Origin of the sequence: Bacillus sp. 7894-2 (assembly GCF_002272225.1) — a bacterium.
Lineage (GTDB): Bacteria > Bacillota > Bacilli > Bacillales > Cytobacillaceae > Cytobacillus.
In genome coordinates this window covers 20094-42969 of the sequence record NZ_NPDG01000015.1, presented here as the reverse complement: position 1 = coordinate 42969, position 22876 = coordinate 20094, and the positions used below count along the sequence as shown (strand labels likewise).

The 22876-nt window shown below is 41.7% G+C and carries 25 protein-coding genes and 2 riboswitches; of the genes, 18 read left to right on the top strand and 7 right to left on the bottom strand.

Features of this window, described 5'->3' with window-relative positions:
* The first annotated feature begins 49 nt into the window (after positions 1-49).
* Positions 50-92, top strand: a riboswitch (PreQ1 riboswitch).
* A gap of 53 nt (positions 93-145) precedes the next feature.
* From queC to CHI10_RS22115, 9 genes are all read left to right on the top strand, one after another.
* Positions 146-805, top strand: a complete 660-nt coding sequence (queC, locus tag CHI10_RS03180) for a 7-cyano-7-deazaguanine synthase QueC (RefSeq protein WP_095242874.1) — start codon at positions 146-148, stop codon at positions 803-805.
* Positions 806-808: 3 nt separating this feature from the next.
* Positions 809-1285: a 6-carboxytetrahydropterin synthase QueD gene (gene queD / locus CHI10_RS03175; RefSeq protein WP_095242872.1), complete on the top strand. Its 477-nt coding sequence runs from the start codon at positions 809-811 to the stop codon at positions 1283-1285.
* Positions 1278-2009 (top strand): 7-carboxy-7-deazaguanine synthase QueE, encoded by a 732-nt coding sequence (gene queE / locus CHI10_RS03170; protein WP_095242870.1) that lies wholly within the window; start codon positions 1278-1280, stop codon positions 2007-2009. Before queD ends, queE begins: the two co-directional genes overlap by 8 nt.
* Positions 2010-2153: 144 nt before the next feature.
* On the top strand, positions 2154-3260 hold the full coding sequence (locus tag CHI10_RS03165) for an ABC transporter ATP-binding protein (RefSeq protein WP_095242868.1): 1107 nt from the start codon (positions 2154-2156) through the stop codon (positions 3258-3260).
* On the top strand, positions 3250-4053 hold the full coding sequence (locus tag CHI10_RS03160; protein ID WP_095242866.1) for an ABC transporter permease: 804 nt from the start codon (positions 3250-3252) through the stop codon (positions 4051-4053). Before CHI10_RS03165 ends, CHI10_RS03160 begins: the two co-directional genes overlap by 11 nt.
* Positions 4054-4857, top strand: a complete 804-nt coding sequence (locus CHI10_RS03155; RefSeq protein WP_095242864.1) for an ABC transporter permease — start codon at positions 4054-4056, stop codon at positions 4855-4857. It abuts the gene before it with no gap.
* Positions 4854-5927, top strand: a complete 1074-nt coding sequence (locus CHI10_RS03150) for an ABC transporter substrate-binding protein (RefSeq protein ID WP_095242862.1) — start codon at positions 4854-4856, stop codon at positions 5925-5927. Before CHI10_RS03155 ends, CHI10_RS03150 begins: the two co-directional genes overlap by 4 nt.
* Positions 5928-6014: 87 nt before the next feature.
* Positions 6015-6788 carry a divergent polysaccharide deacetylase family protein gene (locus CHI10_RS03145; protein WP_095242860.1) on the top strand — a complete coding sequence of 258 codons (774 nt, stop codon included), beginning with the start codon at positions 6015-6017 and terminating at the stop codon, positions 6786-6788.
* A 352-nt stretch (positions 6789-7140) separates the two neighbouring features.
* Positions 7141-7293 carry a lmo0937 family membrane protein gene (locus tag CHI10_RS22115; RefSeq protein ID WP_113880971.1) on the top strand — a complete coding sequence of 51 codons (153 nt, stop codon included), beginning with the start codon at positions 7141-7143 and terminating at the stop codon, positions 7291-7293.
* 115 nt (positions 7294-7408) lie between these two features.
* Here the strand turns inward: CHI10_RS22115 and CHI10_RS03140 are convergent, their stop codons facing one another.
* Positions 7409-9139 (bottom strand): AAA family ATPase, encoded by a 1731-nt coding sequence (locus tag CHI10_RS03140; RefSeq protein WP_095242858.1) that lies wholly within the window; start codon positions 9137-9139, stop codon positions 7409-7411.
* Between the two features lie 266 nt (positions 9140-9405).
* Positions 9406-9508: riboswitch (TPP riboswitch) on the top strand.
* Positions 9509-9573: 65 nt separating this feature from the next.
* On the opposite strand from CHI10_RS03140, the gene thiT reads away from it, so the two are divergent.
* The 3 genes from thiT (at position 9574) to CHI10_RS03125 (ending at position 10903) form a co-directional block, all read left to right on the top strand.
* Positions 9574-10173: an energy-coupled thiamine transporter ThiT gene (thiT, locus tag CHI10_RS03135; RefSeq protein WP_095242857.1), complete on the top strand. Its 600-nt coding sequence runs from the start codon at positions 9574-9576 to the stop codon at positions 10171-10173.
* 99 nt (positions 10174-10272) lie between these two features.
* Positions 10273-10542, top strand: coding sequence for a hypothetical protein (locus tag CHI10_RS03130; RefSeq protein ID WP_095242855.1), 270 nt, complete (start codon positions 10273-10275; stop codon positions 10540-10542).
* A gap of 121 nt (positions 10543-10663) precedes the next feature.
* The gene (locus tag CHI10_RS03125; protein WP_095242853.1) at positions 10664-10903 is read left to right on the top strand and encodes a hypothetical protein; all 240 of its coding nucleotides are present in this window, start codon (positions 10664-10666) and stop codon (positions 10901-10903) included.
* A gap of 73 nt (positions 10904-10976) precedes the next feature.
* On the opposite strand, the gene qoxD is transcribed toward CHI10_RS03125, so the two are convergent.
* The 4 genes from qoxD to qoxA are packed head-to-tail and all read right to left on the bottom strand — an operon-like array spanning position 10977 to position 14836.
* Positions 10977-11282, bottom strand: coding sequence for a cytochrome aa3 quinol oxidase subunit IV (qoxD, locus tag CHI10_RS03120; protein ID WP_076262278.1), 306 nt, complete (start codon positions 11280-11282; stop codon positions 10977-10979).
* Positions 11283-11888: a cytochrome aa3 quinol oxidase subunit III gene (qoxC, locus tag CHI10_RS03115; protein WP_095242851.1), complete on the bottom strand. Its 606-nt coding sequence runs from the start codon at positions 11886-11888 to the stop codon at positions 11283-11285.
* On the bottom strand, positions 11878-13854 hold the full coding sequence (gene qoxB, locus CHI10_RS03110) for a cytochrome aa3 quinol oxidase subunit I (protein ID WP_095242849.1): 1977 nt from the start codon (positions 13852-13854) through the stop codon (positions 11878-11880). The genes qoxC and qoxB overlap by 11 nt, the downstream gene beginning before the upstream one ends.
* Entirely contained in the window at positions 13844-14836 is a 993-nt protein-coding gene (qoxA, locus tag CHI10_RS03105; RefSeq protein ID WP_095242847.1) for a cytochrome aa3 quinol oxidase subunit II, read from the bottom strand. Before qoxA ends, qoxB begins: the two co-directional genes overlap by 11 nt.
* Positions 14837-15212: 376 nt before the next feature.
* Between qoxA and CHI10_RS03100 the strand changes: the two genes are divergently transcribed.
* The 5 genes from CHI10_RS03100 (at position 15213) to CHI10_RS03080 (ending at position 21312) form a co-directional block, all read left to right on the top strand.
* On the top strand, positions 15213-16712 hold the full coding sequence (locus tag CHI10_RS03100; RefSeq protein WP_286136963.1) for a spore germination protein: 1500 nt from the start codon (positions 15213-15215) through the stop codon (positions 16710-16712).
* Positions 16702-17634 (top strand): GerAB/ArcD/ProY family transporter, encoded by a 933-nt coding sequence (locus CHI10_RS03095; protein ID WP_095242845.1) that lies wholly within the window; start codon positions 16702-16704, stop codon positions 17632-17634. The genes CHI10_RS03100 and CHI10_RS03095 overlap by 11 nt, the downstream gene beginning before the upstream one ends.
* 162 nt (positions 17635-17796) lie before the next feature.
* Complete coding sequence (locus CHI10_RS03090) at positions 17797-18924, top strand: Ger(x)C family spore germination protein (RefSeq protein ID WP_095242843.1); 1128 nt, start codon at positions 17797-17799, stop codon at positions 18922-18924.
* A gap of 121 nt (positions 18925-19045) precedes the next feature.
* The gene (gene ltaE, locus CHI10_RS03085; protein WP_095242841.1) at positions 19046-20077 is read left to right on the top strand and encodes a low-specificity L-threonine aldolase; all 1032 of its coding nucleotides are present in this window, start codon (positions 19046-19048) and stop codon (positions 20075-20077) included.
* Between the two features lie 374 nt (positions 20078-20451).
* A complete protein-coding gene (locus CHI10_RS03080) occupies positions 20452-21312 on the top strand; it encodes a CAP domain-containing protein (RefSeq protein ID WP_286136959.1) in 861 nt (286 codons plus the stop codon).
* Between the two features lie 24 nt (positions 21313-21336).
* Here CHI10_RS03080 and CHI10_RS22200 read toward each other — a convergent pair whose 3' ends face one another.
* Complete coding sequence (locus CHI10_RS22200; protein ID WP_179288937.1) at positions 21337-21483, bottom strand: YwzD family small protein; 147 nt, start codon at positions 21481-21483, stop codon at positions 21337-21339.
* Positions 21484-21761: 278 nt separating this feature from the next.
* Between CHI10_RS22200 and CHI10_RS22585 the strand changes: the two genes are divergently transcribed.
* Positions 21762-21890: a hypothetical protein gene (locus tag CHI10_RS22585; protein ID WP_258750318.1), complete on the top strand. Its 129-nt coding sequence runs from the start codon at positions 21762-21764 to the stop codon at positions 21888-21890.
* Between the two features lie 44 nt (positions 21891-21934).
* Here the strand turns inward: CHI10_RS22585 and CHI10_RS03075 are convergent, their stop codons facing one another.
* Positions 21935-22876, bottom strand: a complete 942-nt coding sequence (locus tag CHI10_RS03075) for a DMT family transporter (RefSeq protein WP_095242839.1) — start codon at positions 22874-22876, stop codon at positions 21935-21937.

Sequence of the window (22876 nt, the reverse complement as noted above, 5' to 3'; positions counted from 1 at the left end):
CGGTAAAGATGATAATATAAACTGATAGTTCAATAGAAAATCCGTGTACACGGTAGAGGTTCTAGCTACCCTCTTTAAAAAACTAAGGAAAACAGGTCTGCTTTCTTAGTGGTCCTGTTTTTCTATGTTAAAGGAGAATTTTTTTATGAAAAATGATAAAGCGCTCGTTGTTTTCAGCGGCGGCCAGGACAGTACAACCTGCTTATTCTGGGCAAAAGAACGTTTTGCCGAGGTGGAAGCAGTCACTTTTAATTATAATCAGCGGCATAAGCTTGAAATTGAATGTGCCCAGCATATAGCAAAAGATCTGGATATCAGGCATCATATCCTTGATATGTCCCTTTTGAATCAGCTTGCCCCAAATGCACTGACCCGTGATGATATCGAAGTAAAGGATGGAGAGAAGGGCGAACTACCATCCACATTTGTACCCGGGAGAAACCTTTTATTCCTGTCCTTTGCCGGTGTGCTTGCGAGTCAAATCAATGCAAGGCATATTATTACAGGGGTGTGCGAGACAGATTTCAGCGGCTACCCTGATTGCCGGGATATGTTTATAAAATCACTTAATGTCACACTGAACCTGTCGATGGATGGGCAGTTTGTGATCCATACGCCTTTAATGTGGCTTAATAAAGCTGAGACATGGAAGCTTGCAGATGACTTGGATGCCCTTGAGTATGTGCGTAAAAATACGCTGACATGCTACAACGGCATTCCGGCAGATGGCTGCGGTGAGTGTCCTGCCTGCCATTTAAGACAAAAGGGCCTTGAAGAATACCTCAGCGAAAAGGGGGAGCTTTAAGCCATGTACGGTTTCAGGATTGTTGAAAAACTTCAGAAGATTAATGAAGACATTAAGCCGGATCAGCTGAAATACCACCATAAGCGTGTAATGGTCAGCAAGGAATTCACTTTTGATTCAGCCCATCATCTCCATTGCTATGAAGGCAAATGCAAAAACCTGCACGGCCACACCTATAAGGTGATTTTTGGCATAAGCGGATTCGTGGATGACAGAGGGTTAATGATTGACTTCGGCGACATAAAAGAAATCTGGAAAAATGAGATTGAGATATACCTTGACCATAAGTACCTCAATGAAACGCTGCCACCTATGAATACGACAGCCGAGAATATGGTTGTCTGGATTTATGAAAAAATGACAGAAAGCCTGCAAAACAGAAAAGAGCAATATGACGGAGCAAGAGTTGAATTTGTGCGCCTTTTTGAAACTCCTACAAGCTATGCGGAAGCCAGAAGGGAGTGGATGGAGGTTGAGTAAAATTCCTGTTCTGGAAATCTTCGGGCCGACCATTCAGGGGGAAGGAATGGTGATCGGCCAGAAAACGATGTTCGTCCGAACAGCTGGATGTGATTATTCCTGCAGCTGGTGTGATTCCTCTTTTACCTGGGATGGCAGTGCGAAGGACAGCATCCGCCAGATGGAACCGGATGAAATTTGGAAGGAGCTTAAAGAACTCGGCGGGGATGGATTTTCTTTCGTAACCATCTCAGGCGGCAATCCGGCTCTTCTGAAAAATTTAGGTGAATTTATTTCTCTGCTAAAAGCTGAACGAATTAAGCTCTGCCTCGAAACACAGGGAAGCCGCTGGCAGGATTGGTTTTATGAAATTGATGAACTGACCTTGTCCCCAAAGCCGCCGAGTTCAGGCATGAATACGGACTTTGAAGTGCTTGATCTGATCGTGAATAAACTGCAGACCAGCAGAAGGGTAGATCAGCAGTTCTCTCTGAAGATCGTTGTTTTTGATGATGCGGATTATGAATATGCAAAAGACGTTCATAAGCGCTATCAGGGGGTTCCGTTTTATCTGCAGGTTGGGAATGATGATACGGTAACAGCAGATGACCGGGATTTACTCCAAAGACTCCTGGATAAATATGACTGGCTTATTGAAAAAACGATTCATGACAATGAGCTGACAGATGTGAAAGTACTTCCGCAGCTGCATACCTATGTATGGGGCAATAAGCGGGGAGTATAGCAGACGTAATCCCGCATACAAAATGCGGGGTTATTTTTGTATAGTAATTGCAATATATGACAGATTTCGTGCAATATATGATATTATACGTTTAAACTTAACAAGGCATACGTGCTGTAAATTTCTATAGATAGGGAGAGTTAGATGACAGATAACACCATTATCCGTTTTAATTCGGTGACAAAAAGATATGATAATGACCCGCCAGTTTTAGAAGATGTCAGCTTTGAAATTGAACGCGGGAAGTTCTATACCCTGTTAGGGCCATCGGGCTGCGGGAAAACGACGATATTGCGGCTGATTGCCGGCTTTACTGAACCGTCTGAAGGGGATATTTATTTTAATGGGAAAATCATTAATCATGTTCCTGCAAACAAAAGACAAGTAAACACGGTTTTCCAGGATTATGCCCTGTTTCCGCATCTGAACGTATTTGAAAATATTGCATTCGGCTTAAAAATCAAAAAGATGAAGAAAGCGGAGATTGAGAAAAAAGTAAAAGAAGCACTGAAGTTTGTAAACCTTGAAGGCTATGAAAACCGGGAAATTAGAGAAATGTCAGGAGGGCAGCGCCAGCGTGTTGCCATCGCAAGAGCCATTGTCAATGAGCCTGAGGTCATTCTCCTGGATGAGCCCCTATCCGCACTTGACCTGAAGCTGCGGACCGAAATGCAGTATGAGCTTAGGGAGCTGCAGAGGAATCTTGGCATCACGTTTATATTCGTTACACATGATCAGGAGGAAGCACTGGCCATGTCAGATGAAATCTTCGTGCTTAACAGCGGAAGCATTGAGCAGAGCGGCACTCCTACTGATATTTATGACGAGCCGATCAATCGCTTTGTAGCTGATTTTATTGGTGAATCCAATATTGTTGCCGGAACGATGATCAAGGATTATCAGGTCCAGTTTGCCGGGAAGTTATTTGAGTGTGTTGACGGAGGCTTTGAGCCCAATGAAGAGGTTGAGATCGTGATCCGGCCTGAAGATCTCGCTATTACAGCCCCGGATGATGGGAAGCTGAAGGTTAAAGTTGACTCCCAGCTATTCAGGGGAGTGCATTATGAGATCAGCTGCTATGACAGCGATGGAAATGAATGGCTCGTCCACTCAACCAAAAAGGCGACCGTTCGGGATCAAATTGGTCTGTATTTCGACCCTGAAGCGATTCATGTCATGAGACATGGTGAAACCGAAGAGGAATTTGATAAGCGATTAGAAGCTTATGAAGAGGGAAGCCATGAGAACTAATTCCCGCAATTTTTATTTGATACCTTATGTGCTTTGGATTGCCCTCTTTGTTGTAACACCATTGCTTCTAGTTCTGTATTATTCATTCTTTGATATTGAAGGGCATTTCACATTTGAGAATTATCGGAAATTCTTTACGCCCGTGTATTTAAAAATGACCCTAAGCTCCTTTTGGTACGCCTTTTTAATTACGTTTTTTTCATTGCTGATCGCTTATCCGACTGCCTACTTGCTTACAAAAACAAAGCATAAGCAGCTATGGCTGTTATTGATCATCCTGCCATCCTGGATTAATCTGCTTTTGAAAGCCTATGCTTTCCTTGGAATCTTCGGGACATATGGCGCTGCGAATAGCTTTCTGGAAGCGGTGGGAATCGGCGGAAGACAAATCCTGTTTACGGATTTCAGCTTTATTTTTGTGTCGGTCTATATTTTTCTTCCTTTTATGATATTGCCAATATTTAATTCTTTGGATGAATTGAATCCAACGCTTTTGGATGCTTCCAATGATCTGGGCGGGTCTTCCTGGGTAACATTCAAGCGTGTTATCTTTCCATTGACACTGGATGGCGTGAAAGCAGGATGCCAGATTGTCTTTATCCCTGCTTTATCATTATTCATGCTGACAAGACTGATTGCAGGAAACCGTGTCATCACTCTTGGAACCGCCATTGAGCAGCACTTTCTTGTAACACAGGATTGGGGAATGGGCTCTACCATTGCCGTCTTCCTGATTATTGCCATGGTGCTCATTATGGTGCTGACAGGCAGAAGAAAGCGGGGGATCCTATAAATGAAAAATAACAGGAAATGGCCGGCAGTTTATTTGGCTCTTATCTTTATCATCCTGTACGCCCCGATCTTTTACTTAATATTTTATTCCTTCAACAGCGGAGGAACCATGTATCAGTTCGAAGGATTTACTTTGGATTGGTATCGGGAGCTGTTTGCGGATACCCGATTGCTCATTATTGTCCTGAACACTGTGATTATTGCTCTTTTATCTGCAGCGATATCCACCATCATTGGAGTGGCCGGGGCACTTGCAATTGCTTATGCACGAAAACGAAAAGTAAAAAACACGCTGCTATCACTGAATAATGTGCTGATTGTCAGTCCGGATGTCATTATTGGCGCGTCGTTTTTAATTCTCTTTACGATGATCGGTCTTAAGCTTGGGTTTGTATCTGTTTTACTGGCACACATTGCCTTCAGTGTTCCGATTGTCGTCCTGATGGTTTTGCCTAAGATTGAAGAAATGAGCACATCGATGATTTATGCTGCTATGGATCTTGGGGCCAGCAGATTGGATGTACTGACTAAGGTCATACTCCCTTATATCACTCCTGGAGTTTTCGCAGGCTTTTTTATGGCCCTGACCTATTCCCTGGATGATTTTGCCGTCACTTTCTTTGTTACAGGCAATGGCTTTACCACTTTGTCTGTTGAGATTTATTCTCTGGCAAGAAGGGGAGTTTCATTAAATATCAATGCTTTATCCGCTTTGCTTTTCCTATTTACTATCATTCTGGTTACAGGCTATTACTTTATTACAAAGCTCAATGAGAAGCCGAATGGAATGGGGGTAAGGCAATGAAGAAGCTTATTCAGGCACTCGCCGCCGTATTAATCGTTTCATTCGCCTTGTTGTACATCGTTTCCGGGCTGAATACCTCCCAGGGCTACACAAGCGGCAATACATTGACCATTTTTAACTGGGGCGATTATATTGATGCAGAACTGGTGGATAAGTTCGAACAGGAAACAGGCATTAAAGTCATCTATGAAACATTCGATTCCAATGAAGCGATGATGACAAAAATTGAACAGGGCGGCACTGCCTATGATATTGCAGTCCCATCAGAATATGCGATTGAAAAAATGAAAGAGGAAGACCTGCTGCTGCCGGTTGATCATTCTAAAATTCCGAACCTGAAATATATTGATCAGCGTTTTATTGACCTGCCTTTTGATCCCGGAAATGCATATTCGATTCCCTATTTTTGGGGCACAGTTGGCATTCTTTATAACACCGATATTTTGGGTGATAAAAAAATCACAAGCTGGAATGATCTGTGGGATCCTGAGTTAAAGAACCAGATCCTTCTGATTGATGGGGCAAGGGAAGTAATGGGTATGGGACTAAACAGTCTTCATTATTCTCTTAATGACAAAGATAAAAGCCATTTGATCGATGCAAAAGAAAAACTCGATCGCCTTACACCTAACATTAAGGCCATTGTGGGTGATGAAATCAGAATGCTGATGGAAAATGATGAAGCCGGCATTGGCGTTGTTTGGTCCGGTACGGCACAGGAGCTCATGTGGGAGAAGGATAATCTTGAATATGTAGTTCCGGAAGAAGGCTCCAATCTCTGGTTTGATAATATGGTCATCCCTAAGACTGCCAAAAATCCGGAAGCGGCCCACCAGTTCATGAATTTCATGCTTGACCCGGAAAATGCGGCTCAAAATACAGAATACGTCGGATATTCAACGCCAAATAAAGAGGCACTGAACTATATGGACGAAGAAACAATCTCAGACGAACGCTTTTATCCTGATGAAGAAATGACAGCACGGCTGGAGGTTTATGAGAACCTCGGAAAAAGGATGCTTTCATATTATAATGAGCTCTTCCTTGAGTTTAAAATGCATAAGAAATAGGGAACTGCCAGGCTTCATTCCTGGCAGTTTTTGTATTGGAACTGATTCATGGATCTAGGGAATGCTAGCGCAAAGGAGGATGGAAAAATGAAAAGATACTTCAGCATATTTGTATTGATTTTTTCATTCGGAAGTGTGGGAACTCCCATAAGTGCTGCTTCCCAAAAACCTGAGTTGGCCATTGTCATTGACGATCTTGGGAACAATATGAAGGGAACAAAAGAAATGATGGAACTGCCGGTGACCTTGACAGCTGCCATCATGCCCTTCATGCCAACGACAAAAGAAGATGCAGAATTGGCAAATAAAAATGGGCATGAAGTCATCATTCATATGCCGATGGAGCCGAAAAGAGGAAAAAGCAGCTGGCTTGGTCCGGGGGCCATCACAACAGATTTAACAGATGAAGAAATCCGCAGCAGAGTAGAGAGCGCCATTAAAGAAGTGCCCCATGCGGTCGGCATGAATCATCATATGGGTTCAAGTGCCACTGAAAATGAACGGGTCATGAGAGTTGTCCTTGAAGTATGTAAAGAACATGGTTTATTTTATCTTGACAGCAAAACAACCGGAAAAAGCGTCGTCGGCAAGCTGGCAAATGAAATAGGTGTCCCTTATGTCGAAAACAATATTTTCTTCGATGATATTTACACGACAGCACATATCACAAAACAGGCAGACAGACTTGCTGAAAAGCTTGTGAAAAACGAACGCATCATCGCAATCGGCCATGTCGGCATCACAGGTACAAAGATGGTTAGTGTGCTAAAAGAGTATATACCTGTATATAAAGAAAAAGCTCAAATTGTGCCGCTGTCAGAACTGATTCCAGGCTACGAACTGATTGATGACGGACCTTAAAAATAAAAGCTGCAACCCCTAAACGGTTTGCAGCTTTAATGGCGTGTGTGAAAGTGGTCTAGTGGTGGTATAGGTACCTGTCACCTATACAGGTGGCCGCCCACATTCCGGTCTGGTTAGTCCCGCAACGATGGCGTTTAGAAGAGGTGGGCGACCGTGAATATAGTATATGCAAAGACGGTGAAAGGATGCAGATACTTCTTATGAAAAATACGGGTATTTGAAAAACTTTCAGGAGTAAAATAACTATCCATTGCAAAACATAACAATGTCAGTATTTCAGCAATTAAGGCATTATCTTGAGTATAAAGGGGTATGTAAGGAATAAATCAAAAGGGAAGGGGTGACCTGTATGCTTTGGACCTTAGCAGGTATTCTGCTTGTATTATGGATTCTCGGATTAATATTTAAAGTAGCTGGAGGCATTATTCATATTCTGCTGGTAATAGCAGCGATCATCATTGTGGTTAACTTTATTAGAGGAAGAGCATCAGGCAGGGGGTAACAGGAAAAGCCTTCATAAGGTATGGAGGCTTCCAAGATTAGTTTACATAACATTATTATATAAAACTAATAAAAGACCAAATAAAACCGGCCCTATGAGAAGGGGCCGATTCCGATCATGCTATAACCAATTCTGCCTTCAATTCTCCAGCAAGCTCCTGGACTTCGCTGCCTTCCAATGTTTCTTTTTCCAGAAGGGCTTCTACCAGTTTCTCAAATTGAGGCTGATGATTGGCGATAATCAATTCGCATCTTTCTAATGCTTTTTGGAATAGATCCTGCATTTTAGCTTCTTTTTGTCCTTTGTTGAAAGTAAGCTCGAAGCCGTTATCAAGTAACCCTGTATCAACCATTTGCTCTATGATATGCTTCGCTTGTTTAACATCACCGCTCACCCCAATGCTGTGCTCGCCAAGAATCATTCGTTCTGATACACCGCCGGCGAGTATCATCGCGACCTGGTCAAGCAATTCACTTGTTGTCGATAAGTGAAGTTCTTTTTGAATAGGAGCTACATACCCAAGGGCTTCGCCACGCGGAATGATGGTTGCTTTCCGGACGGAACCCGGTTTTGTTAAGGCAGCCACTAAGGCATGGCCTGCTTCATGGATTGCAACCCGCTGCTTCGTTCCGGCATCTTGCAATGCACGTGTGGTCGTTCCCAAAATGGTACGGTCCAGAGCGTAATCCAAATCTTCTTTTGAAATAATTTCCTGGCCGTTTCGGACTGCTCTGCGGCTTGCCGTTTCGAAAAGGGAATGAAGATCTGCGCCTGAAAATCCGGAAGTGCTTTCTGCAAGATCGCCCAGAGTTGTCATAACATCTTCAGCCAGCAATCTATTTCTCGTATGGATATTGATGATCTCTCTCCGACCCTTTGTATCTGGAAGAGGGACATTGAAAGAGAAGTCAATTCGTCCAGGACGCAGGAATGCTTCGTCGAGCATATCCTTCCGGTTTGTGGCGGCAATAAATAATATTCCATCATTGGAATGTCCGCCGTCAAGCTGGACCAGCAGTTCAGTTAATGTTTTTTCACTTTCTTCTCCGCCATGCTGCTTTCTTCGTCCTGCAAGTGCATCTACTTCGTCAATGAAGACGACAGCAGGAGCATGCTTTCTGGCATTCTGGAAAAGGTTTCTGACACGGGATGCACCAACACCTACGAATAATTCATTAAACCCGGAACCGCTTGTTGAGAAGAAAGTTGCTCCAAGCTCCTTGGCAATTGCCTGAGCCAGCAGGGTTTTTCCCGTTCCGGGAGGTCCGTATAAGAGAATTCCCTTCGGCGGCTTGATCCCCATTTTTAAAGAGCGCTCAGGTTCTTTTAAAATGGATAGAGTCTGCATGATTTCCTCTTTCATTTCTTCCTGGATCCCGCCAACATCTTCAAGCGAAATAGTAGGCAGGGCTTTAGGCTTCGAGACACTTTGCTTCATTGTATTTGTAGCGCCCATTCCGCCTTTTCCTGATTTAAACAGGTAAATTCCAACGGCAATGAACAAAAGGACTACACCGCCCAGAATCCAGGGGGTTAAAGGTCCTGTGTTTGCGAACGAATATTGTATATTATAGGTTTCTACTAATTTATCAACCATCTCACTGTTGGGAGGCACATGGGAGATGTACTCTCCGTCAGGAGCTGTTATCAGAAGTTTTCCATTTTTATATTCCTGTACTGCAACAGTCTTTCCATCCTGGGAAGCTATAATTTTTTCCACAGAAGAGAACGGGACAGTCACATCCTTTTTTCCTGCTTGTACGGTCCAAATAACCGCAGCCAAAATCACCGTGACTACCAATGCAATAGAAATAATCGTCGAAGGCTTCTTAAGACGTGATTTCAACTATTTCCCTCCTCATTGAACATATCTACATTATAAGAAATTAAAATTGTTAAATACAGGGTTTTACACTTTTTAAACGTTGTAAATTATGGAAAAATAATTTTATCTGCTAGAAAGTGTGCTACAACAGCGTTCAGAGGCTATTGATTTGTGAAAAAATTGTGACAGGCAGGGAGGTACCTGTTTGATATATTTAAAAAATTTTCACCAGGGACCACTTTTCACTCTTACTCATTTCATATATACTAAAAGCGGATAATTCAATAACGTGCCACAAGGGGAGCATATCGCTGAGAGTGAACAGTTCGCTGTTCTGACCCTTTGAACCTGTTAGTTAATGCTAGCGCAGGAATGTGGAATGATAGGCAGATATAACTTTCTGCCTGCTTGTTCTCCCTTGGGGTATCGTCACGAGACTAAAGGGGGATTTTTTTATGAAGAAATTAAGGTTAATTGCAATGATAGAGGCTTCGTTCTTTGCTGCCTTTGCTATCATTCTTGATTTTCTGCCATCCATCAAGCTGTCGCCATCCATTTCCATATCTGCCGCGATGATTCCCATTTTCATTCTGGCTTTCAGGTGGGGCTTTAAGGTCAGCTTCATTGCAGGCCTCTTATGGGGGATTTTGCAGATTGCCATGGGGGATGCCTGGATTGCCACTCCGCTTCAGGCATTTATCGAGTATTTTGTGGCATTTGCCTGTATTGGATTTGCCGGTTTGTTTTACCGCGTTATCCAAAATCAGCTGCGCACCGGCAATAAGAAGAAAGCGCTGGGCTGGGTGGTCGTGGCGGTATTTATCGGAAGCCTCGCCCGATATTTCTGGCATTTCATAGCAGGTGTGCTTTTCTTCGGAAGCTATGCACCTGAAGGGATGTCACCGGTCCTCTTTTCCTTCCTGGCAAACGGCGCAACCATGCTTGGAGCGGCCATTCTCTGCTCAATCGTGGCTGTCTTAATTATTTCATCGGCACCGAGATTAATCATTCGAAAATCGGTTGAAAGTCTTCAAACTCACAAGAATGCTTCATGATATATATGCCTCTTTGAAGTATTTCAAAGAGGTTTTTTTATATATTGGGAAATTGCTCCTGAAAAATGGGTATATTACTCAAAAAGGGGAGTGAAGACTTTGTCCAATACATTGCAGGGAAACATTATCACAGGTGTTTTTGATGTGGAAGCCAGTGCCTTTGAAATCCAGAAAGTAAAAAGCTTCAGTACCCAGTCAGTTCTCAACAAAAATCAATGTGAAACTCTGTATAACTATCTGTCCCTTCATGAAGAAGATGAGGGAGGGCAAATCATTACACTTTACGATCAAATGCCGCTCATGCTGACCCGGCAGGAAATATGCAGTCTTAAGAAAGATTTGGAGAACATTAAAAAGCTATATCAGTAGAAAATCGCTTTGCAGCTTGCAGAGCTTTTTTTTACGCAAAAATTATTTTGACAACTTTGTGACAAAAAGTTTGACAAATTTGTGAACATAGTTAGAATATTAAATAAAAGGAGATGGGGATATGACACTTCAACAGCAGCGCGTATTGCATTTTTTCAGAAATAGTACAGCAGCAGGAATTATTTTAGGTTTTATTGTTTTTATTTCAAGCTTTTTTGTAAGCGGCATCACAGGCGAGTATGTATTATCCATCGGCTTAAGCATTATGGTTTCTTCCATGCTGCTTTTCGGATTCGGATTTTTTATCAATGTAATGGAAGAAATGACAAAGGGAAGCAAGGGAATCAGACAATACAAATAAAACCGGCCTCCAATGGGGAGACCGGTTTTTTTATACTGTCTAGCTCCAGCGTCGTGATCAAGGCGCTTCTATCCTAATGTGAAGCATGTCCAGAGGTTAACACCCAAATAGAACCGACTACAATAACAATCACCATAAATACGGCATAAATCATATTGACCAGGTTCGTCTTGCCGTCTTCACCTTCTCTTAAGTGCATGAACATGAACAGCTGCATGCCTGCCTGAACGACAGCCAGTGAGCCGATGATCCACATGATCACTTTAAAAGAAAGGTTCGTTTTCAAAGCAATTCCTGCTGCTGCAAATGTCAGCACAAGGGAAACTACAAATCCAATGACATGGCTTATCGGGAAGCTTTTTGATTGATGATGCTCCATTTAAGCCACCAGTCCTTTCAGATACACAAATGTGAAGATAAAGATCCAGACTACATCAAGGAAGTGCCAGTAAAGGCCGATAATAAACGTTTTCCTTGCAGTAGTAGGGGTAAGGCCTCTTTTTAGAAGCTGGATGATAACCATCGTTGCCCAGCCAATTCCCAAAGTTACGTGAGCTCCATGTGTTCCCAGTAAAACAAATAAGCTGGAAAGGAATGCGCTTGTCTGCATCGTTGCGCCTTCATGGGCATAATGAATAAATTCATTAATCTCCATGAACAGGAAGCCTGCGCCAAGAGCCAGGGTAATCACCAGCCAGGTGATTAGCCCTTTAAGGTTATGCCGGCGCATTTCAAAAATGGCAATGCCCATTGTAAAGCTGCTTGTCAGAAGGAGCACGGTCTGTATCATGACATCCTTGATGACAAAGATATCTTTATGTGTTGGCCCTCCTGCAAAGCGTTCATATAAAACTCCATATACTCCGAACAGAGTGGCAAACAGGACGATTTCAGCGCCAAGGAAAACCCAGAAGCCAAGAATATTCATGCGGTCCTGCTCAGTTTGATATTCAAGCGGCAGAGTCGTATCCACTTTAGCTGACATGATCGTGCACCTCTCCTTCTGTTTTTCTCCACGCATTTTCAATTCTATGAATCTCTTCTTTTGAAACATGGAAGCCTTCATTGTAATCGAATGAACGGATAATCAATCCGGCAAAAATGCCAATTCCGGCAACAGCTGCCGCGATGTGCCATTCAAACACAAGGAAGAAGCCTGCGATGCCAAAGATAACACCCATATAAATCGGTACCCATGAGTTGCTTGGCATATGAATTTCTTCTATTTCACTGTCATGCAATGTTAAGCCTTCATTCTTTTTCTTCATGTGCCAGAATGGATCAAGTGATTTCACTTCCGGCAGCTTCGCAAAGTTATAGAACTGAACAGGTGATGCAGTAGACCATTCCAGTGTTCTTGCATCCCATGGGTCGCTTGAGATGTTTCTGTCCGCATAGCGGATGCTCCAGTAAATGTTATAGCAGAATACAGCGAATCCGGCTGCGAGAACAATAGAACCAATCGCTGAAAGCATGAATAGAGGTGCAAAGCCTGATTCGGCAGAGTATGTGTATGCACGTCTTACAGCTCCGTTTAATCCAAGGAAGAACATAGGCATGAATGTTACGTTAAAGCCGATAACGAATAGCCAGAAATGCCATTTTCCGAGTTTTTCATTCAGCATGAAGCCGAACATTTTTGGCCACCAGTAGTACAGGCCTGCAAATACCGCAAACACGACACCCGGAATTAATACATAGTGGAAGTGGGCAACCAGGAATAAGGTATTGTGATACTGATAATCCGCTGCACCCATTGCCAGCATGACGCCTGTAACCCCGCCGATGACAAAGCAAGGAACGAATGCAAGTGCCCAAAGCATCGCAGAAGTTATTTTTATGCGGCCTTTCCGCATCGTAAACAGCCAGTTGAACATCTTAACTCCAGTCGGGATGGCAATCGCCATCGTCGTGATGGAGAAGAATGAGTTAACTGCAGGTCCTGAACCCATTGTATAGAAATGGTGAACCCATACAACCATACTTAGAAGGGCAATTCCAAGGATGGAAAATACCATCGATTTATATCCAAACAATGATTTTCTTGAAAAAGTTGCAATGACTTCGGAGAAAATCCCGAAAGCAGGAAGGGCAACAATATATACCTCAGGGTGTCCCCATAGCCAGAACAGGTTAGCCCAAAGCATATCCATGCCTCCGCCGGATACGGTAAAGAAGTGTGTTCCATATAGACGGTCAAACGTCATCAATGCCAATGCGACTGTGAAAATAGGGAAAGCAGCCACAATCAGAATGGATGTTACGAATGTAGTCCACGTAAACATCGGCATTTTCATCAGTGTCATGCCTTTTGTTCTCATTTTTAGAATCGTGACGATAAAGTTGATACCTGTCATTAATGTACCGATACCGGCAATCTGCAGGGCAACTGCATAATAGTTATTGCCGATTCCCGGACTGAATTCCTTGCCTGCAAGAGGGAAGTAGGAAGTCCAGCCTGCATCAGGTGACCCTCCGATAACGAAGGAAATATTGAATAGCATAGCTCCGCTGAAGAACAGCCAGAAGCTTAGAGCATTCAGCTGAGGGAAGGCAACGTCACGTGCACCGATCTGCAGCGGAATGACAACGTTCATTAAACCAATCAAAAACGGCATCGCCATGAAAAGAATCATAATCACACCGTGTGTTGTGAAAATTTCATTGTAATGCTGTGAATTCAGGAATTCCATTTCAGGACGTGATGTCTGAGCTTTCATCAGCAGCCCGTCCATCCCGCCGCGGAAAAACATCAATACGGCGGAGATGATATACATAATACCGATTTTTTTATGATCAACTGTAGTCAGCCATTCTGTCCACAGGTATTTCCATTTTTTCAGATAGGTAATCCCTGCCACTGCACCAATCATTGTCAGCAAAATGGCAATCTGGGAACCTAGTATAAGGGGATCTCCAGTAATAAAAAACTCATCCCATTTAATGCCCATGATGGTCACCTCCATGGTTTTCTTCACTATCGTCATGGCCTTTATCTTCACCATGACCTTCAATTACATTCGGTTTCTCATTTTTATAATTATCGTCTTCTTCGAATGTCTTGCCCTGATACCCATGACCTCTGTAGAGTTCAGGATTTGTATATGCCTTAGAGTCGGGATCAGCATGATTCACCCATTCCAAATGAGTATTTGAATAGGTCAGCCTTCCTAAATGAGTAGGCTTCAGCAGCCCTACGTATTCTTTCTCTGTCAATTTAGGCGCTGTATCCTTAACATCTTCAACCCATTGGTCGAAATCCTCCTGGGTTTGGGCAAGCACTTCAAATTTCATATCCGCATAGCCGCGGCCGTTAAAGTTCGTATTCTGGCCTTCATATGATCCAGGGTTGTCTGCAACAAGATATAATTCTGTTTCCATTTTCGGCATGGTGTACTTTTGTCCGCCAAGTGCAGGCACCCAGAAAGATTGCATAGTGCTTGCTGAAGTCATTTTGAAAAGTACAGGTCTATCTTCTGGAATATTGACATAGTTCACCGTCTCAATTCCTTCTTCTGGATAACTGAAAATCCATTTCCAGTCTGCAGATGTAACATGTATGGTAATAGGCTCTTTTTCTTCGTAGCCCTTTGGTGCTTCTTCGAGAGCATAAAGTGTTTTTACGGTCGGGATCGTTAACGCAATGACAATTAAGATCGGAATCCCGGTCCAGATAATTTCAAGGAGTGTGCTTCCATGTTCCTCAGGCGGTTCATAATCCTTATTTTCTGGTTTCTCACGATATTTCCAGACGATGTAGCCGAATAATCCAAATACGACTACTACAACAAGAAGCATCCAGATCAGGGACCAGTTAATTAATTCGGTAATACTTCTTGCAACAGGGCCCTGCGGTTCAAACACAACCATATTACAGCCGCTGAGAATAAGCATCGGCAATATAGCTGTTAAAGAGAGCAGCATTTTCTTCATCTGATGGTTCATCTCCTTTAAACAAAAACTATTGTTAAATAATTCACAAATAATGTGCGTGTTTTCACAAACATACCAAAAAAATATATAGATGGAAAAATTGCACACCCTTGAAACACTTATTTAACTTAGTTATCACTGTGTAAATGATATTAACATAAGCAAAAATAAAAAGTTGTGACAAAAGTTAGAAGGAAATAAATGTAAACATTTGGTACAACACTTCATTTTCTGCAAATAGCATTACGGCAACGTTTTAACACCAAAATAAACTTTTGAACAACTTATGAACTTTAATTCAGTTAATTTTTCCCAAGGGATTTTTTCGATAATGGAGGATAAAATACTTAAAAAATCCGAATCGTGGTGCAGCAAGATGAACTTTCGCAACCTGAAAATCAAGAAAATCCGCAAACTCAATAAAAATACGGATCAATCTATGCAGCCGCCGCTATTATCTTTTGTGGATAAATTCGAAGAAACCCAGGATTTCAGGGAATGGAATATTCAAGTTAATGACCAGAAAATCAGGATATTTTACCTTGAGTCTGTTGTTTCAAAAGAGAAATTTTATGAGCTTGTATTTGTGCCCCTATCCAACTTAAAAGGGGAACACATTGAAGAGTTTTTGATTTCTCTCAACGGCAAGGAGACAAAAGATCAAGAAGAAATCATCAGCTTATTGTTAAAAGGGAGCTTTGCGGTCTGCCTTCCTGAATCACAGAAAATTTATATGGTAAGCTTTCCAAAAGAGCTGGAAAGAACGATCCAGGAACCTGTAAATGAAGTTGTAGTTAGAGGGTCGCATGATGGTTTTATAGAAAACCTGCAGACCAATATATTCCTGATCCGCAACCGTATCGAAAGTCCGGATTTAACTGTCAGCTATATGAACATTGGGACTAAGTCAAAAACGAAAATTTCATTAGTATACCTGAAAGGAATAGCAAATGAGGAGATTGTCAAAGAGATTAAGAGAAGACTTTCATTTATTAAAGCGGATTTGATTATCAGTCCCGGTTATATTGAAGAGTATATTGAGGATAATACATTCAGCATATTCCCGCAAATCCTTAACACAGAACGTCCGGATCGTGTAATGGCAAACTTAACGGAAGGCAGGATTATCTTAATGGCTGAAGGCAGCCCTACAGCTTTAATAATGCCTGCAACGTTTGTTACTTTCTATCAGTCACCTGACGATTACAATAGCAGATGGATACCGGCAACATTTATCCGTGTTCTCCGGTTTGTGAGTTTCGTCATAGCTATTACACTTCCGGGGATTTATATCGCCATTAATGCTTTCCATCATGAAGTAATTCCCCATGAATTAGTGATTCCGTTGAAAAATTCAGTTGAGGGAATACCGTATCCGCCATTATTGGAAGCGTTCATGATGGAACTGACCATTGAATTAATTCGTGAAGCAGGAATACGTCTGCCAAGGCCGATTGGGCAAACAATTGGAATAGTAGGGGGACTTGTCATTGGCGATGCGGTTGTTAATGCAGGGCTCATTTCAAATATTATGATTGTTGTGGTTGCTTTAACTGCGGTTTCCTCTTTTGTGGTACCGTCAAATGAAATGAGCACAACCGTCCGGCTCCTCCGTTTCCCTCTGATGATTCTCGCTTCCATAATGGGCTTTGTTGGTTTAATGTTTGGGATCATCTATATATTAATTGCACTATGCAGACTTGAGTCCTTTGGCGTTCCGTATTTTGCCCCGTTTGCACCATTTCGTCTAAAAGAAATAAAAGACACATTTATCAGGCTTCCGCTTTGGATGATGAATAAGCGCCCGCAAAGCTCGGGTGCCATTGATCTATTAAGGCAGAAGGATTCAAGAGGGTGGAAGAAGCATGAAGAATAAAGAATCAATCGATCTTCCTCAGCTTTTTTTTATCATTATTCAAACACAAATCGGAGTAGGAGTTTTATCTCTTCCCTTCACGATGTATAAGGCTTCAAAGACAGACGGCTGGATATCTCTGATGGTAGCAGGGGTCTTTGTTCAGCTCATTCTGACTATGTATTATTTCCTGCTGAAAAAATTTAATGGAAGTAATATATTTGACATCGCCAGAATAACAGCTGGAAAGATAATCGGAAACTTTATTATTTGCTTATATCTTCTGTATTTCTTATTGATTGGAGTAATGATCCTCTCGCTCTTTGACAAAATTATTGCCACATGGATACTGCCCAGAACTCCAGGCTGGGCAGTTGGAGGCATATTTTCTTTTTTGGCCGCCGCTCTTTGCAGGGAGGGAATTCGAGTTATTGGCCGATTTTATACATTGGTAACACCCTTGCTTCTTCTGCTGATCTTTTTGATCACATACACGATAAAGGATGCAAATATTTATTTTCTTTTTCCTATCGGTAAAGAAGGGATCAAGGATATTTTACTGGGAAGCAAAGAAGCTGTGATTGCAATGCTTGGCTTTGAGATGGTTCTGGTTATTTATTCACTGACAAATGCCGAACACAAGCGAAGATACCGTATAATTACCGGTGCCAATGCGCTAATTACTTTACTTTACACCTATTTGATCATTATCCACTTTATTTATTACAGTCCAGAAGAGATTGCGCTCGTTCCTGAACCGATGTTATTTATTTTAAAGTCCTATTCGTTTAAAATCATCGAACGAACCGATTTATTCTTTTTGTCCATTTGGATTATTTCCGTGTTCACTTCTTTTGTGAGCTACCTTTATATGTCGGCAAAAAGTGCAAAAAGATCCCTAAGGGGAAAAACCGCTTCTTTGTTTATCTTTTTACAGCTGTAATTTTCCTTGGCGCCAGTGGAATCATGTCAATTATAGGATTAACAGAGAAGCTATCCCAAGTGATGTCTTATGTCAGTTTACTTTTTATTATTATAATCCCTTTCCTATTGCTGGTCTTTTCTTACGTATTTAAGAGAAAACAAAAAGGGGGCAGCAGCCGTTATGATTATCATTAAAAGAATACTTCTTCTCCTGATGATCAGCATCTTCCTGACCGGCTGCTGGGATCAGAACTTATTAAAGGAAGCAAGGCTTTTTATGAGCGCAAGCTTTGATCTTGAACCTGACGGCAAAATACGTGATGGCGTTACATCACCAATTCTGGGAACAAGCCCGGATTCCCCATCAAAAGCCCGGTCAGAATATTTTACCGCTACGGGGAACACTCCCAGGGATGGAAGAGTAAATATTGACAAAATAGCACCCAAAAAATTTGATGCTTCCAAATTAAGAATAATGATTATTGGCAGTGAACTGGCAAAGCTGGATATATATCCGGTTCTCGACGTTTTTTATCGCGATCCTAAAAGCTCCTTAAGTGCCAAAATCGCGATTGCTGAAGGAAGAGCGGATGAAATCCTTAAAAGCAGGCTGCAGGAGGAAGGGAAGGTTAGTGATTATTTACATAACTTAATAGTAAGTACAGAAATAGTATCATTTATCACAGAAGAAAATATCCAATCGATTTGCGCTGAGCTGTTTGATCCCGGAGAAGATTTCCTCTTGCCATACCTCGGCCTGACTTCGGAAAATGAAGTCAAAGTTAAAGGACTTGCCATGTTCAACGAAAGGTCATTTACCGGTGAAAGTCTTGGGGAAGATGAGTCAAAAATGTATATCCTTATGGATGATCAATTAGGGAAAAGCATGAGATTCACTAAAAAAGTGACAAAAAATGAAGAAATAGGACAATTAAACTTTATATCATTCGATGTAATTAAGTCTTCAAGCAAATTAAAGCTTCAAATCAGCAACAATTCAATACAGGGTGCGGATATAAAAGTAAAAATGAAAATTAGTATTACAGAGTTTCCTCAGAATAAGCTGGATAAGAAGGATAAAGTAAAAAAATTAAATAAAAAGTTATCTCAAGAGCTGACTAAAGATGCGCAAAGGACAATAAAAAAAATGCAGGCTGCCAATTGTGATGGTTTTGGTATTGGAAGAAGACTCATTGCCATGCACCCTTCTGTATGGGAATCTGTAAAGTGGAAAGAGGATGTATATGCAAATCTTCCAATAAACGTAAAAGTTAAAGTTGAAATAGCCGGAAACGGCATTATCAACTAAACAACTGACCCCCCCAGATTGTAAAAAATTGTAAAGAGCCAGCAATGGCTCTTTTATTAATTGAAAAATACAGAATAGTACAGTAACATGAAGTAAAAATAGATAGAGACAGGGTGAGGAAATGATTGATTTAAGAAGCGACACAGTCACAAAGCCGACTGAAGCTATGAGAAAGGCGGCTTATGAAGCGGAAGTTGGAGATGATGTTTATGGAGAGGATCCTTCGATAAATCAACTGGAGGAAACAGCTGCTGAAGTGCTTGGAAAGGAAGCAGCACTTTTTGTAACGAGCGGCACACAGGGAAATCAGATCGCCATTTTAACACATTGCCGACCGGGCAATGAAATTATCCTCGAAGCAGAAAGCCATATTTTTTATTATGAAAGCGGAGCTTCTTCTGCCTTTGCCGGTGTCCAGACCAGAACGTTAAATGGGTCAAGAGGGGCCATGGATCCCTCTGATGTGGAGTATGCCATTAGGGGAGAGGATCAGCATTTTCCTGAGACAGGATTAGTTTGTCTGGAAAATACGCATAATCGTGCCGGCGGAGCTGTAATACCCATTGATAATATGAAGGAAATTCATAAAATTACAAAAGCTAATAATGTCCCAGTACATATGGATGGAGCAAGATTATTCAATGCCGCAGCAGCACTGAATCTGCCGGCTTCGGAATTAGCAAAGCATTCTGATACTGTCCAGGTATGCCTATCTAAAGGACTTGGTGCTCCGGTCGGATCCATACTGGCAGGGAATAGAGATTTTATAACAGCCGCCAGAAAATGGCGCAAAAGACTCGGCGGGGGTCTCCGCCAGGCTGGCGTGATAGCTGCTCCAGGCCATATTGCATTAACTCAAATGAGAGAACGCTTGGCAGAGGACCATGAAAATGCCCAATATCTTGCACAGCAGCTTGGAAATATAAGAGGGATTGAAATTGTAAACCAGGTGGATACGAATATCATAGTGGCAGATGTGAAAAATCTAAAGATGAATTCATCGGAATTTGTTGAAAGATTGAAAGCTGAAGGAGTTCTTTCAGGAACTTTCGGCCCTAGTTATGTGCGTTTTGTTACGCACTATGATGTGAACAGAAATCAGCTTGAACAGGCCATTACAGCGATTCAAAAAACAGCTGATCAAGTTATATAAACAGATGAAAAAACGCATGTCATCTTCGGGCATGCGTTTTTCCTATTTAGAAATATCTCTGCAGCGGCGCAGCAGTGTAATGTTGGGAATGAAAGTGGCTCTGATGCCAAATACTGTGATAGGGATAGCCTTGTTGAATAGGCTGATACCAGGGACCATACTGCGTCTGGGAATATCCGTAATAATGGGCACCATTCATGCCGGTAATAATATATTGCCTCAAAGAAAATCCTCCTTCCCATCTATTATAAATAAACTATGCAAAGCCTTTTAAAGTGGCCCCTCAATGAATACTCAATTTTTCCACCTATACTTTTCGTCTTACTCCGTATGATAAAAAAGTAAAACTAACACTTTTAAAGGAGAATAAGACTATGTTATTAAAGAAAAACTTTCTTCTCGGTGTTTTCCTGATTCTAACCCTTGCTGCATGTAATAATACTCAGCAGGGCATGGACTCAGGAGAGTTAAAAGGGGATGACCTGGAGGAAATTAGCAATACCAATAATGTGAATGTGGACAGGGAAAGACGGGGAATTGCTCCACTTGAATTGCAAAAAGTAAATAATGGTTACCTCACCATTGATCCTAATTCATACAGCACTGCAACACCAAGCCAGGAATTCCCTCATAGCCAATTAGCTGATGATGGCGGTATGCCATTGTACCAATTTGGAGAGGGCCAGCAGCAAAATCAAGGCATGGAAGGCGGACAGCCTGAAGGGCGTCAATTTGCTCAGCCGTTTGGCCAACAAGGCCAGCAGCCGCAAGCACCTGCAGAAAACCCTCCACAGGAAGGAACCGGACAGGCGCCAGAAGGACAAGGTGAACAGGCACCAGCTGCTCAAAATGATGAAATAAACAACTTTGAATCTAAAGTAATCCAATTAACCAATGCAGAACGGGAGAAAAATGGGCTAAACGCTCTAAAATCAGATAAACCGCTAAGTGGTGTGGCACAAGCTAAGTCGAATGATATGCAGCAGAAAAATTACTTTTCTCATACGAGCCCAACATATGGTTCGCCATTTGATATGATGAGGGATTTTGGAGTCAATTACAGCACAGCAGGCGAAAATATTGCCATGGGACAGCAGACTCCTGAACAAGTGGTGCAGGCATGGATGGAAAGTGAAGGGCATCGCAAAAATATATTAAACGGCACCTTTACACATATTGGTGTAGGATATACGGATGACGGATCTTACTGGACACAAATGTTTATTGCAAAATAAAGCAACAAAAAGGAAATCGGCGCGTTAGCCGATTTCCTTTTTGTTTATTAAAGGTTCAAGCTGACTTTTTATATCATCAAGCAGTTCATGAATAGTCAATTCTGTATCTGTTTGCCCTTTATCTAGAGCAGATTCCAATAGCTTTGCAAAATCACTAAAGTTAGATTTCATAATAGACACCTTCAAACAGCAATGTATTTTATGATTCTATACCCTGTGCATTTTTTTTGAAACTAACCATATATACTATTCGAATGCGGGCTGAGGCGTGAAAAAAATGCACTTTCATCCAACTTTCTTTAACATAAATGATTTATATACTATAAAGACGGGTATTAAATACTGATTATATTTTCCGGCTGCCCCCATACCTTTGATTTGAACAGCGAATAGTATAGCAGGAAAGAGAATTTAGATTATAATTACCTTGTTAAATTGGAGGTCTGATTATGAGATTGGTGCAAATGGATATTGATCAGCTATTGGAATCTACATCTGAGATTGCCGAAGAAGATCTTGGCTATATGATCAGACAGGTGGAAATTGATCATTTATTAGAGCGTACCCAGGATTGGTAATATATAATAGAGAACTCCCCTCAGTCATAAGCTGAGGGGAGTTTTTATGCTGAAAACGTATCTTCTTGCGAATGACTCTTCGATCGAATAGATTTCCTGGAAGACAGGACTATGCCGACAATCACAATTCCCCCGCCAATTATCTGATACAAGTACAATTTTTCCTGTGTGAAACACAAGGCAAAGATAATAGCGAAAACAGGAAGAAGATTGAGAAAAACCCCCGCTTTGGCTGCTCCGATTATGTGAACTCCAAAATTCCATGATAGAAAAGCCATAATGGAAGCCAGAAACCCAACATACATCAAGATTCCTATAGAGGGAAGAGTGAAGACAGGTTTTGCTGCCTGCAGCCACAAATATTCAACCAGGCTTAAGGGCGCCAATAGTAAAATTCCAAGAAAAACAGATACATAAAAAGCAGACAGCAAAGGCAGCACGTCGGCATATTTTTTGCCAATCACAGAATACAAAGCCCACATAAAAACCGCTGCCAAAACGTAAAAGTCACCGGCATTTATTTTCCATGAAAGAAACACTTCAACCGATCCCTTTGAAATGACAAATATAATCCCAAAGACTGACAGGAGGATTCCTGATGCCTGGTGTGCCTGAAGCTTTTCTCTTAATAAAAATACGGCCATTATCGCGATGAAAAGCGGTGTTGTGCTGTTTACCACTGACGCATTTATAGACGTGGTGTATTGCAGTGCAACATAAATGATTGTATTGTAACCGGCAATACCGGTCACAGCCAGGAGCAAAAGGATTTTCATATGCTTCCTTATAATATTCCAATCATTTTTAAGCTGCTTTAACATAAAAGGAGTTAAAAGCAGAAAGGCAATGATCCAGCGCATAAGGGAAAAAAGGACTGGCGGAAAATAATCAACACCAATTCTCCCTATAACAAAATTACCTCCCCATATCATATTAGCTAATATCAGCAATAGAAAGCCGTTTGTTTTGTTTCTCTCATCCAGCAA

Coding starts and splice junctions, on each gene's coding strand:
- queC (WP_095242874.1), top strand. CDS start 146: ATGAAAAATGATAAAGCGCTCGTTGTTTTCAGCGGCGGCCAGGACAGT.
- queD (WP_095242872.1), top strand. CDS start 809: ATGTACGGTTTCAGGATTGTTGAAAAACTTCAGAAGATTAATGAAGAC.
- CHI10_RS03165 (WP_095242868.1), top strand. CDS start 2,154: ATGACAGATAACACCATTATCCGTTTTAATTCGGTGACAAAAAGATAT.
- CHI10_RS03160 (WP_095242866.1), top strand. CDS start 3,250: ATGAGAACTAATTCCCGCAATTTTTATTTGATACCTTATGTGCTTTGG.
- CHI10_RS03155 (WP_095242864.1), top strand. CDS start 4,054: ATGAAAAATAACAGGAAATGGCCGGCAGTTTATTTGGCTCTTATCTTT.
- CHI10_RS03150 (WP_095242862.1), top strand. CDS start 4,854: ATGAAGAAGCTTATTCAGGCACTCGCCGCCGTATTAATCGTTTCATTC.
- CHI10_RS03145 (WP_095242860.1), top strand. CDS start 6,015: ATGAAAAGATACTTCAGCATATTTGTATTGATTTTTTCATTCGGAAGT.
- CHI10_RS22115 (WP_113880971.1), top strand. CDS start 7,141: ATGCTTTGGACCTTAGCAGGTATTCTGCTTGTATTATGGATTCTCGGA.
- thiT (WP_095242857.1), top strand. CDS start 9,574: ATGAAGAAATTAAGGTTAATTGCAATGATAGAGGCTTCGTTCTTTGCT.
- CHI10_RS03125 (WP_095242853.1), top strand. CDS start 10,664: ATGACACTTCAACAGCAGCGCGTATTGCATTTTTTCAGAAATAGTACA.
- qoxD (WP_076262278.1), bottom strand. CDS start 11,282: ATGGAGCATCATCAATCAAAAAGCTTCCCGATAAGCCATGTCATTGGA.
- qoxC (WP_095242851.1), bottom strand. CDS start 11,888: ATGTCAGCTAAAGTGGATACGACTCTGCCGCTTGAATATCAAACTGAG.
- qoxB (WP_095242849.1), bottom strand. CDS start 13,854: ATGGGCATTAAATGGGATGAGTTTTTTATTACTGGAGATCCCCTTATA.
- qoxA (WP_095242847.1), bottom strand. CDS start 14,836: ATGAAGAAAATGCTGCTCTCTTTAACAGCTATATTGCCGATGCTTATT.
- CHI10_RS03100 (WP_286136963.1), top strand. CDS start 15,213: ATGAACTTTCGCAACCTGAAAATCAAGAAAATCCGCAAACTCAATAAA.
- CHI10_RS03095 (WP_095242845.1), top strand. CDS start 16,702: ATGAAGAATAAAGAATCAATCGATCTTCCTCAGCTTTTTTTTATCATT.
- CHI10_RS03090 (WP_095242843.1), top strand. CDS start 17,797: ATGATTATCATTAAAAGAATACTTCTTCTCCTGATGATCAGCATCTTC.
- ltaE (WP_095242841.1), top strand. CDS start 19,046: ATGATTGATTTAAGAAGCGACACAGTCACAAAGCCGACTGAAGCTATG.
- CHI10_RS03080 (WP_286136959.1), top strand. CDS start 20,452: ATGTTATTAAAGAAAAACTTTCTTCTCGGTGTTTTCCTGATTCTAACC.
- CHI10_RS22200 (WP_179288937.1), bottom strand. CDS start 21,483: ATGAAATCTAACTTTAGTGATTTTGCAAAGCTATTGGAATCTGCTCTA.
- CHI10_RS22585 (WP_258750318.1), top strand. CDS start 21,762: ATGAGATTGGTGCAAATGGATATTGATCAGCTATTGGAATCTACATCT.